Below are 12,250 nucleotides of genomic sequence, written 5' to 3' on the forward strand. Positions count from 1 at the left end.
AGACAAAAAATATATATAAATAGTTGCATATTATATAAAATAATCAGTAAGGCTGAGAAAATCTTATTTTCTCAGCCTTACTGATTACCTGCTTTCTTTTTCATAAATCTCTTCAGTAACTTTAATTAGATCCATAACTTTAGGATTTCTAATCTTATAATAGATAAACATTCCTCTTTTTTCAGCCTCTACTATTTTTGCATCCTTTAGTATCTTAAGATGCTGCGATAGGTTTGCCTGGCTAAATTCAATGTCTTCATTAATCTCACAAACACACCCTTCACCTTCATACAGCTTCTTTAGTATTTTTATTCTTATTGGATGGGCTAATGCTTTAAATATATTAACTTGAAATTCTTCCATATAACACACCTCTTAAATCTAGCCCCTGAATAGTAAATTAAGAACTTTTTCCCCTACGTTTCTATTCTTTCCTTTGTAAGGATAACAATGAATGTGTATAGCTGGGTTAAAGTTTAACTCTATAATTCCATAGTTATCTTTAGATATTTTCTCATTAATGTTAGTAATCATCATATCTACACCACATATAGATGCACCCACTGCTTTAGCTGCTTTTATAGCCATTTCCTTATAGCTTTCATCTATCTTATCTGTATAATCAATACTGTCCCCACCAGTACTAACATTAGAGTTTTCTCTTAAATATACAATCTCATCTTTGTTTGGCACATAAGTAAAGTCCTTACCTTGAGCTTTTAAGAACATCTCTTCTATTTCACCTAAAGATATTTTTTCAAGAGGTGTTTTATATCCCTTTCCTCTTAAACTATCCTTATTCTTTTCCTTAACTAGCTCTGATATATTATTTACTCCATTACCACATACATTGGCTGGTACTCTGTGAAGTATTCCTACTACTTCATCATCTATAACTAAAAATCTATATTCTTTGCCTTCTATAAATTCTTCTACTAAAACCGTATTATCATTATCAAATGCTATTTCTAGCGCTCTTCTAAAGTCATCTTTATTAAATCCATCCTTAAATATAGATATACCTATACCAAAGTTAGTAGATTTAGGTTTTATAACTATCTTCTTATTCTCGAACTTATCGTAGAACTTCATAGCTTCTTCTACGCTATTATAATTTTCTCCACTAGGTACTCTAACTTCATTTTCTTTCAATACTTCCTTAGTAACCACTTTATTTTCCATAACAAGAACAGTACTATAAGAATCTTTGGAAGTTTTAGTAGCTTGCTTTACGTACTCGGTTTTTCCATTAAAGCTAAGACTTATAAAATTCTCTTTTCTATCTAGTACTTTAAATTCTATACCTCTTTTTATAGAATCTTTTATTAATATCTGAGTTGATAATTCTAAATCCTCATATCCTATTAAATTAAAGTTCTTTTTTTGAGTTTCTTCTAAATATTCTTTAGCTTTATCTATATGAAAGTCTACGTATGATTTCTCTTTTATTCCTTGAAGAACCTTATAAGAATAGGTCTGCTTTGAATCTAATATTTTTTCCTTAGCATTAGCTACTATATTTAATAAAAATTCTTCTTTAATTCCTAATTTTCTAACTAAAAGCTCCATATCATATATAATTTTTAGAGCTTCATCCTTTAGAAGTACTTTTTCAGATTTACTATTTAATATTGTTAAGTCTGACTTTCTTCCTAATGTTGCTACTATATTATGATTTATATTAGAAATTTCCTGCTCTTTTTCATTAAACTGGCTATCTTCCTTTAATAGCATGTAAATTAAGAAAATATTTATTAAATATAAATCCTCTAGAAATATTCCATTTTTACTTAATGGATTTAAATCTAATATTCTGACTTCTACGTACTTTATTCCATCGCTTTTTAATATCTCTAAAGAATTCTTACCTCCTATTGATTTAACCCTAATAGGACTATATAATTCACTTGCATTTTCAATCTTATTACAGCGAATTAATTCATTTATACTTTCTATATAATCACTTAAACTATCATAATTAATAGGAAAATCTTCTTTATTTTTATATCCACATATTCCATTTCTAAGGGATACTAGGTTTTCAGAATAGCTAGTTTCATTTTCTAAACTTTCACTAATTTCTACGCAACTATCCATATAACTTTTATGAAATACTGGACTCGCTCCAGTAAGATATATTAAAAACCATCTATATTTCAAGAAATTTTTTACTGTTCTTAAGTATATAGTACTTTTAAAATCCTTAAAGTCTTTACTGCTGCTAAACTCTATATATAAATATCTTAAAAAATCCTCATCAAAGGAGAAGTTAAAATGTATTCCTGATAATAGTTGTTTCTTTCTACCATACTTCTCTGCTAATTTCTCTCTATATTCTCTCTCAACTTTACCTGCCTCTCCATAACAAGCTATTGGAATTTCACCATCACTTGGTAATATAGGAGGATTGCTTTGAGGCCATAGATACTCATCTTTTAATGTACTAGAAACTATATTCTGGAGATTCTCCAAAAAGTCATACATTTCCTCTAAGCTTTTACAGGCCGGTGTTACTACCTCTACCTGACTTTCAGAAAAATCTGTTTTAATAAAAGCATTTTCTAATTTATCTCCAAACTCCGCTGGATGAGTAGTTAAAGCTAAATGTCCATCTTTATATACTCTAACATTTTCTTTCTCTATTCCAAAATTACCTTTAAACAAGTCTTCACTTAAGTTTTCTTTAACTAAAAAATCCAGTAATTTATTATCAATACCTTCCATCCTAACACCTTCTACGCATAATACTATTTAAAATTATTTGTTCCATAATTATAAATTATTCTTGATGTAAAAATACTATTAATAATTTTTAAATTTTGCCATAAAGTATTATAAGTATATTAGAATTTGCTTATATAGTCAATGACTTTTGTATTGTGTAAATCAAATTAACATTCTCTTAAATTTTGGTAAATGCAATTCATTCGCATCGACTTAACTTCTTATATGCTTTAAAATATATATTATAAAAATAATAATAAGGATGGTTTTATGAAAATTAAAGTTGATGTATTTTCAGGATTTTTAGGTGCTGGTAAAACACTGTTAATTAAAAAATTAATAGAAGAAAATTTAAAGAATGAAAAAATAGCTATAATTGAAAATGAGTTTGGAGAGATAGGCATAGATGGAGGATTTTTAAGAAATTCCGCTATAGATGTTAAAGAGATAAATGCTGGTTGTATTTGTTGCAGCGTTTACGGAGATTTTAAAGCAGGTATTAATGAAGTAACAGATAAATATCACCCTGAAAGAATAATTATTGAACCTTCTGGGGTGGCTAAATTATCTGAAGTTCTTTCTGTTTTTAAAGAGTCTGATTTTAAAGAAAAGCTTTCTCTTAATATAATAATGACTGTCATAGATATAACTAAATATGATATGTATGTTACTAATTTTGATGAGTTTTATAAAGATCAAATAAGAAAAGCCAAAACTATTATATTAAGTAGAACTCAAAATGTTTCTAATGAAACTGTTGTTGATGTTGTCAGTAAGATAAAAATATTAAACAATTCAGCAAGCATAATAACTACTCCTTGGACTAGCATTAAAGCTAAAAATATATTAGAAACTGCTGAAGGTAATTCAGAAAACACTATTTTTAATAAAATTAATTTACTAAATAAGCTACCTAGCAAGGTGTCAGTAAGAACTTCCACAGTAAATACCACTAAGACTACCTTCAAAACCATAGGTATTGAAACTCCAAAAATACTTACTAAAAGTCAATTGAAAAATAATTTAGAGAAGCTAAATAACTCTATGTATGGTCTTGTGCTACGTGCAAAAGGTATTGTTGAGTGTACTAATGGAGAATGGGTGGAGTTCGATTATGTACCAAATGAATTTGAAATTAGAAAATCCTTGCCAGATTATAGCGGAAGAATTTGTGTTATAGGCGAAAACTTGAGTAAAGATAATATAGAAAAGTTATTTCGTTAATATTGAGATTTGGAAAGGACTTATCTTATGAATACTAAAGCGGCTATAGAGATAGTTACAGGATTTATAGGTGCTGGGAAAACCACATTTATTAATTCTCTTATAAAATAATAAGGTGACTATGGCACCTTATTATTTATGTTATCATTTACACTTATGTTTAAAACTATATAATTTCATCTTCTATATCTTCATCTATATAAGGCATAACAATTTTGAAGGTAGTTCCTACCCCTAGTTTGCTTTGTATTTCTATCCTTCCCTCGTGTTCTTTTATTATTTGATAACATGCATTAAGTCCCAGCCCTGTGCCTGTCTTTTTAGTTGTAAAAAATGGTGTGCCTATTTTCTTTATAGTTTCTTCATCGATTCCGGTTCCATTATCAGATATATTTATAAAAACTTCTTTGCACTCCTCATCTAATCCTGTGCTTATCTTTAATGTTGGATTCAACACCTTATCCATAGATTCTACAGCATTTTTACATATATTAAGTATAACCTGCTTAATCTGTGTCTCATCACATAGTATATATCTTTCATCATAGTCTATATCTAAAACTAATTGTGAATTATTCATTAATGAAGATGTTTCAATAGTATTCCTCATTGAAAGTACTAAGTCACTAAATGATACTTCAACTAACTCAGTTTCTCTAGGCTTTGATAAATTCAAGAAATCAGTAATTATTCTATTTACTTCATTTGTATCACAATTAATTTTATGAGCATATTTTTTAATCTTATCATTATTACAATATAACTCTATCAGCTGACTATTTCCCTTTATAGTAGTTAAAAAATTTCTAGTTTCATGAACAATTGTGGCCCCCATTTGTCCCATTAAAGCTAGCTTCTCTTGATTTATTAACTTCTTTTGCTCCTCTTTTATCCTTGTAATATCATGCATTACGCAAACTACACCAATTTTATCATTATAATTGTCTGTAATAATAGAGAAGGTAACTTGTACATATTTTTTATTTCCTTTTGGAGTTTTAATTTGCCAATCATCTATTTTATTCTTATAATTGTTAAAATCAAATTTTTTAGGGATATTTTTATCAGTTAACTTTATACTCTTAATAATTTCATTTATATTTGTATTTATTATATCACTATATTCCATATCTACTAAATTTGCATATGATTCACTACATACAACTATTTTACCTTTATAATCTACAATTATTGTTGGTACTGATACAGCATTTAATATTTCTTCAACATTTAAACTAAGACTTTTAACTATTGGCTCTTTTTTTATACTACTATTCAAAAGTACATATTGATTTCTTCTATGTGCCTTCATCTCTTTATTGATAGATTGATTATTACCACCAATTAAATCTTCAAAAACCTCTTTATAAAGATATAAATAACTACAAGTTCTAAGTATAGTAACAAGAATTACCCAAAAAAAATTAACACCTTCTAAAAGAACAGAAGAAAATTCAGCTAAAATAATAAAAAATATACTTAAATAAAGGTACCTAGATTCTAAAATTATATTCCCTGTAAAGCTATCTTTAATTTTATTAATCATATATATGGTTATACCTAAACCAACAGAACTTAATATAATCTTTATAGTGTTTAAATTGTACTCATCATACACATTTAAAAATTGTAAAACTTGTATATGAAGAATTAAAATCAAATTAACACTAATCAGTCCAAAGCATATTATAATAGTGTTTTTATAACTGGCTAATTTCTTAGTTCCACATAAGTGTATAAATAAAACTATAATCTCCAAAATCCGCGCTACCATCCAGTATTTTAAAGATATATTTACCCCATTAATCTCAATATCTTGTAATAAGTGACTGTAATTATAAAAATGCATAAAATCCACTATTGATACTATAAGAAAACCATGACACAAAATATTAAGGCTTTTTTTATCAGAATGTGTATTAAAAGTAATTAAAAATATAGCCAATAAAATAAAAATGTTAATTAGCCCCAAAATAATATTTGTTAGTTGGCTATTTATGCTCCAAAATACCATCCATATTAATAAAGATGCACTTACAGCTACTAAAACCGTCCCAACTAATCTAATAACTATATTTTTATACAATCTTTCGTAACTTTTTTCATACTTTAGACTCAATATACTCATAAATACCCCTTATTAAATATTATTTACTATTCCCTACCCTATACCCCAATTCATACTATCAAATTTAATGATTAACACATTGTTTACTATAATATTACATATTTCTAAAGACAGTATAACAAATATTGTCATATTTTACAATAGATATTAACATATTATCCACAGCATTATTAACAGTATTTGTTGATAATCTCTAATTAAATGAGTTTATCCACAACTTTTGTCATATATTTAATAAAAGCAAGGATATTTAATTATCCTTGCTTAATATTATAGTTCATGTATGAATATTCCACTTCTAAGTTTTGGTTCAAACCAAGTTGATTTTGGTGGCATCAATTCATTTGCATCAGATACATCAAATAATTCTGTTATTGATGTAGGATGCATAGAAAATGCTACTTTCATTTCTCCACTATCTACTCTTTTCTCTAATTCTTTTAGCCCTCTTATCCCACCAACAAAATCTATTCTTTTGTCTGTTCTTATATCTTTTATATTAAGTATAGGGCTTAATAAATTATTTTCTAATATTGCAACATCTAATCCTTGTACTGGATCATCTGAAAATAATTCTTCATCTAAAGTTAACTTGTACCACGTATTTTCTAAATACATTCCGAAGGTTGCTTTTTCTTCAGGTTTGTAAGCTTCTGACCCAACTTCTTCAACCTTGAAATTCCTTGATACTTCGTACAAAAAATCTTCCTTGGAATATCCATTTAAGTCTTTTACTACACGATTGTAATCTAGTATCATAAGTTGGTCATGTGGGAATAATACTGAAAGAAAGAAGTTAAATTCCTCATCTCCAGTATAACCTGGATTCTCTTCTCTTCTTTTTAGACCTACCTTTACTGCTGATGCTGTTCTATGATGTCCATCTGCTATATATATATTATCTATATTTTTAAATGCTTCTGCTATGACTTTTACATCAGCTTCCTCACTTACCTTCCAAACTACATGCTTAACTCCATCTTGTGCTATAAAATTATATAAAACCTCTTCAGTTTTAATCTTATTAACGACCTCATTAATTATTTCTTGTGATCTATAAGCTAAAAATATAGGACCAGTTTGAGCATTGCATATATCAACATGATTTATTCTATCTATTTCTTTATCTTCTCTAGTTTTCTCATGTTTTTTTATAACATCATTTAGATAGTCATCAATAGATGCACAACCTACTACTCCTGTTTGAGAACGTCCATTCATAGTAAGCTCATATATATAATATCCTTCTTCATTATCATTTAATAAAGTTCCATCTTGAAGCATTTCTTGAAGTATATCTCTTGCTTTTTCATATACTTGTTTATCGTAAGGGTTAAAATCTTTATCAAACTGCGTTTCAGCTCTATCTATTTTTAAAAAGGATAACGGTTCTTTTAGTACTTCTTCTAGCGCCTCGTCTCTATTATAAACATCGTAAGGAAGTGCAGCCACCTTACTTACTACATTTTTCTCCGGTCTTATACATTTAAAAGGTTTTATAGTAGCCATAATATCTCTCCTTATCTAATATATAATTTAAGGGGGCAACTTAACTTGTCCCCTTAACCTTAATTATTTAATAATTCTTACTTTTACTACTCCATCAATTTCCTTGATTTTCTCTACAAATTCCCTTGTAGCCGGTGCTTCTATATCTAACATAGTATACGCCCATTGACCTCTACTCTTGTTAATCATATCTGATATATTTATATTTTCATTAGCTAAAACGGAAGTAAATTGACTTAGCATATTAGGAATATTTTTATGATTTATTGCTATACGTCCAACCTGAGTACAAACTCCCATATCGCAATTAGGATAATTAACTGAATTTTTTATGTTACCATTTTCTAGGTAATCCCTTAGCTGTTTTACTGCCATAACAGCACAGTTATCCTCTGATTCATTAGTTGATGCTCCCAAATGAGGAATTGCTATAACGCCCTTTGCTCCTGCAATCTTTGGATTTGGAAAGTCTGTTACATATTTATAAACCTTTCCTGAGTTTAGTGCTTCTAACATGTCATCATCATTTACTAAAGTATCTCTTGAGAAATTTAATATCTTAACTCCTTCTTTCATTATTGAAAAAGAGTCTTTATTAAACATACCTTTTGTAGAATCTAATGCTGGAACGTGAACTGTTATAAAATCACATTCTCTGAATATTTCTTCTAGAGACTTACTATGTCTTATATCTCTAGAAAGATTCCATGCAGCATCAACTGATATAAAAGGATCATAACCATACACTTCCATACCTAATCTATTAGCTGCATTAGCTACTAAAACTCCAATAGCCCCAAGCCCTATTACACCTAGTTTTTTACCTTGAATTTCTATTCCAGAAAATTTAGATTTATTTTTTTCTACAAGTTTTGCTACATCTTGATCTTCTTTTACTGATTCTACCCAATTTACTCCCCCAACTATGTCACGAGAAGATAAAAGTAACCCAGCTATAACTATTTCTTTTACTCCATTAGCATTAGCACCAGGAGTATTAAATACTACTATACCTTTTTCAGCACATTTTTCAAGTGGGATATTATTAACTCCAGCCCCTGCTCTTGCTATAGCTTCTAAGCTATCTGATAGTTCTAAATCATGTACGCTTGCACTTCTTACTAACACAGCTTCAGCATCACCAAAAGCTTCTACTTGCGTATATTTATCATCAAATATTTTTAATCCAATATCCGCTATAGGATTTAGACAATTTATCTTAAACATTTTTTCACTCCCCAATTCTCTTTAGATATTTTCTGCTTCAAATTTTTTCATAAATTCTACTAAGGTTTTAACTCCTTCTATAGGCATAGCATTATATATACTAGCTCTCATTCCGCCAACACTTCTATGTCCTTTTAGATTTTCAAAGCCTAGCTCCTTAGCTTCTTTTATAAATTTAGCATTTAATTCTTCAGAGTCAGTTACAAAAGGAACATTCATTAAAGAACGATCTTTTTTAACAACAGTTCCTCTAAACATCTTACTTGAATCTAAGTAATCATATAATATGGCAGCTTTTTCTTCATTAATTTTCTTCATAGCCTCTAAGCCACCTTTATTTTGAATCCACCTAAACACCTTACCACATACGTATATTCCATAAGCTGGTGGTGTGTTATATAATGAAGAGTTGTCTACATGTGTCTTATATTTAAGCATTGTAGGAGTTCCTGGTAATACATCCTCAGTTATTAAGTCTTCACGAATAATAACAACCACAACCCCTGCAGGACCAATATTTTTTTGAGCTCCTGCAAATATTAATCCATATTTAGAAACATCTACTGGTTCAGATAAAATATCTGATGACATATCTGCAATTAATATCTTGTCCCCTGTTTCTGGAAGTTCATTAAACTTAGTTCCATATATAGTATTGTTGTGACATATATATACATAATCAGCATCTTCTGATACTTTTATATCTTTTAAATCTGGTATATAAGAAAAAGTTTTATCCTCTGAAGAAGCCAAAACATTAACCTTTCCATAAATCTTTGCTTCTGATATTGCTTTTTTAGACCATTGTCCAGTATTTATATAGTCAGCAACTTTATTTTTCATTAAATTCATTGGAATCATAGCAAATTGTTGAGACGCCCCACCTTGAAGAAATAAAACCTTATAATTATCAGGTATATTCATAAGCTCTCTTAACGAAGCTTCGGCATCCCCAATTATGCCTTCAAAAGCTTTGGAACGATGGCTCATTTCCATGACAGACATTCCTGTACCTTTATAGTCTAACATTTCTTCAGCTGCTTCTTTAAGCACCTCTTCAGGTAATACTGCTGGACCAGCAGAAAAATTATATACTCTTCCCATTAATAAAAGCCCCCTTAAATTTTTCTCTAACCGTAAAATGTTGTTAAAATATTATCAATTAGACATATTGTTATTTTAACATTTTATTTGTTAATTCTACTACTTTTTTATACTCAAAACAATGTTTTTATTATTAAATTTACCTTAATTCCTAAGTATTTATATTATTTTATAAATTTATAATTGTAAACCTTAAGAAATTAATATATGTTTATAACTTCAAAAATAGTACCTAAAAAAATAAAAGCACCACAATTGATGCTTTTATTATAAATACTTATATCAATTTTTACTAATTTCTAAAATAAATTCATAGTTTCCTTTTATACAATTACCATTTTTATATTGTATACAGTTGCTACAACTAGAATATATTTCCCTCATACTTAAATTATTTAATTCATTCATAGAGCAAAAATCTTCACATACTTCACCATTCATAACTGATAAATAAGGTCTATTCATATTATTCACCTCTTATGTATAGATATATATATTATTTTGCTCTAAATTTCTACTTAAATACTATAAAGCTTTGAATATTTCTCTTCTAAATAATCAATAAAATATTGAGAGTTTAATTCTTCTCCTGTAACCTTAAGAATTAATTCTTTAGGGGAATATACTGAACCATATTTATGAACATTATCCTTTAGCCATTTTGTAATAGATATAATATCTCCCTTAGATATTAATTCATAAACATCAGGAATATCCTTTTTCATGGTATTAAAAATTTGAGCCCCATATAAATTACCTAATGCATAACTTGGGAAATATCCAAAAGATCCATCTGACCAATGCATGTCTTGAAGTACTCCTAAAGAATCTGTATCAGGCTCAACCCCTAAGTACTCTTTATATTTTTTCTTCCACACTTCTGGTAACTCTTCTACTGTTATTTCATCATTAAATAAAGCTTTTTCTATCTCATATCTAATTATTACATGAAGAGAATAAGTAAGTTCATCTGCTTCTGTTCTAATTAAAGATGGTTCAACCTTATTTACTACCTTATAAAACTCATTGAAATCTATTTTATCAAAGCTTTTGAAAAGCTCTTTAATCTTAGGATATAAGTATCTCAAAAACTCCTCACTTCTTCCTATAATATTTTCATAAAATCTAGATTGTGATTCGTGGATACCCATGGATGCTCCCGTAGACAACCAAGTGTTTTGTAAGTCGTCAGATATATTTTGCTCATATATCCCATGTCCACCTTCATGTATAGTAGAAAATAAAGCAGATAATAAATCATTTTCATAATAATGAGTAGTTAATCTTACATCTTTATTAGTAAAGTTAGTAGTAAAGGGATGTGTACTTTCATCTAACCTACCTGCTTCCATGTCAAAGCCGATTAACTTAAGTGCATATAAACTTAATTCTTTTTGTTTTTCTTTATCATAACTTGAATTTAATAAATCAGAATTTATAGTTATTTTACTATTCTTTATCTTATTCAGAAGCTCTACTAAAGCATCTCTTAAATCTCCAAATACATTGTCAAGAACTTCAACTGTTATTCCTTCTTCATACTTATCTAAAAAGGTATTATATTTATGATCTTTATATCCCCAATAGCCTACAAACTCTTTTTGAAAGTTTACAACCTTTGATAAATAAGGCTTAAAAATATTAAAATCATTTTTGTCTTTAGCTTCTTCCCACGCAGCTTCCGATTTAGATGTAAGTATTACAAATTCTTTATACCTTTCTACTGGTATTTTTTTGGTTTCATTATATTCTTTATCTAATCTTTTTATCATTGCTTTATCAACTTGACTTAACCCATCTGAGTTTTCTTTAAAAAGCTCTAGAAACTCTCTCATCTCTTTAGAAGTTTGTTGATTAAATAATTGTTCTGAAAGAAGTCCTATAACTTCTGCTCTTCCTTCAACAGCTTTTTTAGGCATACATACAAGCTTATCCCAATAAATTAAATCTATAGCCTGTTTAGTAATTTCCATAGTTTTGATATATTCTTTAAACTCTACAAGTTTTTGTTCTAACTTTTTTTCCATACTTAAAAGTCCTCCTTATAACTATTCTTCTTCTATCGTCAAAATAGATTCTGTTTCTCTACAATACTTTACGCATAAACACTGTCCCAAATTTCTAGGACATTCGTAACACATGCAGTCCCTATCTCCATTACAAGTTCCTTTTTTGTATTCTGGACAATGAGCACAATTAAATCCGTTTCCTCTAGTCATTAGTCTTTTATTCCTTTCCTATCCTATTTATATATAAGTATTATAACAAATCCATAAAAAAAAGTATAAAACCAATTAAAAATTGGTTTTATACTTCAGAGTGTCGACAAAGTCG

At 28.4% G+C, this 12,250-nt stretch carries 11 protein-coding genes; 2 read left to right on the forward strand and 9 right to left on the reverse strand.

Translation table 11 applies throughout. The annotated features are described in order from the left end of the window. Positions 1-84 precede the first annotated feature (84 nt). The gene (locus tag B3N22_RS07440; RefSeq protein ID WP_286905945.1) at positions 85-363 is read right to left on the reverse strand and encodes an ArsR/SmtB family transcription factor; all 279 of its coding nucleotides are present in this window, start codon (positions 361-363) and stop codon (positions 85-87) included. A gap of 18 nt (positions 364-381) precedes the next feature. Next, positions 382-2,724 carry a bifunctional glutamate--cysteine ligase GshA/glutathione synthetase GshB gene (gene gshAB / locus B3N22_RS07445; RefSeq protein WP_286905947.1) on the reverse strand — a complete coding sequence of 781 codons (2,343 nt, stop codon included), beginning with the start codon at positions 2,722-2,724 and terminating at the stop codon, positions 382-384. 270 nt (positions 2,725-2,994) lie between these two features. Between gshAB and B3N22_RS07450 the strand changes: the two genes are divergently transcribed. Then, positions 2,995-3,948: a CobW family GTP-binding protein gene (locus tag B3N22_RS07450; protein ID WP_286905950.1), complete on the forward strand. Its 954-nt coding sequence runs from the start codon at positions 2,995-2,997 to the stop codon at positions 3,946-3,948. Positions 3,949-3,975: 27 nt separating this feature from the next. Beyond that, positions 3,976-4,059, forward strand: a complete 84-nt coding sequence (locus tag B3N22_RS23695) for a GTP-binding protein (protein WP_414632226.1) — start codon at positions 3,976-3,978, stop codon at positions 4,057-4,059. Positions 4,060-4,114: 55 nt separating this feature from the next. On the opposite strand, the gene B3N22_RS07455 is transcribed toward B3N22_RS23695, so the two are convergent. The 7 genes from B3N22_RS07455 to B3N22_RS07485 form a co-directional block, all read right to left on the reverse strand. Further along, positions 4,115-6,076: an ATP-binding protein gene (locus B3N22_RS07455; protein WP_286905951.1), complete on the reverse strand. Its 1,962-nt coding sequence runs from the start codon at positions 6,074-6,076 to the stop codon at positions 4,115-4,117. Between the two features lie 270 nt (positions 6,077-6,346). Beyond that, a complete protein-coding gene (locus B3N22_RS07460) occupies positions 6,347-7,585 on the reverse strand; it encodes a DUF1015 domain-containing protein (protein ID WP_073022771.1) in 1,239 nt (412 codons plus the stop codon). Positions 7,586-7,648: 63 nt separating this feature from the next. Beyond that, complete coding sequence (locus B3N22_RS07465; RefSeq protein ID WP_286905952.1) at positions 7,649-8,812, reverse strand: phosphoglycerate dehydrogenase; 1,164 nt, start codon at positions 8,810-8,812, stop codon at positions 7,649-7,651. A gap of 21 nt (positions 8,813-8,833) precedes the next feature. Continuing rightward, positions 8,834-9,916, reverse strand: a complete 1,083-nt coding sequence (gene serC / locus B3N22_RS07470; protein WP_286905955.1) for a 3-phosphoserine/phosphohydroxythreonine transaminase — start codon at positions 9,914-9,916, stop codon at positions 8,834-8,836. Between the two features lie 282 nt (positions 9,917-10,198). After that, the gene (locus tag B3N22_RS07475; RefSeq protein WP_073022773.1) at positions 10,199-10,381 is read right to left on the reverse strand and encodes a hypothetical protein; all 183 of its coding nucleotides are present in this window, start codon (positions 10,379-10,381) and stop codon (positions 10,199-10,201) included. 53 nt (positions 10,382-10,434) lie between these two features. After that, positions 10,435-11,943, reverse strand: coding sequence for a carboxypeptidase M32 (locus B3N22_RS07480; protein ID WP_286905958.1), 1,509 nt, complete (start codon positions 11,941-11,943; stop codon positions 10,435-10,437). Between the two features lie 21 nt (positions 11,944-11,964). Continuing rightward, the gene (locus B3N22_RS07485; RefSeq protein ID WP_021803881.1) at positions 11,965-12,135 is read right to left on the reverse strand and encodes a hypothetical protein; all 171 of its coding nucleotides are present in this window, start codon (positions 12,133-12,135) and stop codon (positions 11,965-11,967) included. Positions 12,136-12,250: the final 115 nt, after the last annotated feature.

The organism is Clostridium sp. UBA1652 (assembly GCF_002320975.1).
GTDB lineage: Bacteria > Bacillota > Clostridia > Clostridiales > Clostridiaceae > Clostridium_T > Clostridium_T intestinale.

Bases quoted from the DNA above. Each gene is read 5' to 3' on its own strand.
- B3N22_RS07460 (WP_073022771.1), bottom strand. From the start codon at position 7,585: ATGGCTACTATAAAACCTTTTAAATGTATAAGACCGGAGAAAAATGTA.
- B3N22_RS23695 (WP_414632226.1), top strand. From the start codon at position 3,976: ATGAATACTAAAGCGGCTATAGAGATAGTTACAGGATTTATAGGTGCT.
- B3N22_RS07475 (WP_073022773.1), bottom strand. From the start codon at position 10,381: ATGAATAGACCTTATTTATCAGTTATGAATGGTGAAGTATGTGAAGAT.
- B3N22_RS07485 (WP_021803881.1), bottom strand. From the start codon at position 12,135: ATGACTAGAGGAAACGGATTTAATTGTGCTCATTGTCCAGAATACAAA.
- B3N22_RS07440 (WP_286905945.1), bottom strand. From the start codon at position 363: ATGGAAGAATTTCAAGTTAATATATTTAAAGCATTAGCCCATCCAATA.
- B3N22_RS07450 (WP_286905950.1), top strand. From the start codon at position 2,995: ATGAAAATTAAAGTTGATGTATTTTCAGGATTTTTAGGTGCTGGTAAA.
- B3N22_RS07455 (WP_286905951.1), bottom strand. From the start codon at position 6,076: ATGAGTATATTGAGTCTAAAGTATGAAAAAAGTTACGAAAGATTGTAT.
- B3N22_RS07465 (WP_286905952.1), bottom strand. From the start codon at position 8,812: ATGTTTAAGATAAATTGTCTAAATCCTATAGCGGATATTGGATTAAAA.
- B3N22_RS07480 (WP_286905958.1), bottom strand. From the start codon at position 11,943: ATGGAAAAAAAGTTAGAACAAAAACTTGTAGAGTTTAAAGAATATATC.
- serC (WP_286905955.1), bottom strand. From the start codon at position 9,916: ATGGGAAGAGTATATAATTTTTCTGCTGGTCCAGCAGTATTACCTGAA.
- gshAB (WP_286905947.1), bottom strand. From the start codon at position 2,724: ATGGAAGGTATTGATAATAAATTACTGGATTTTTTAGTTAAAGAAAAC.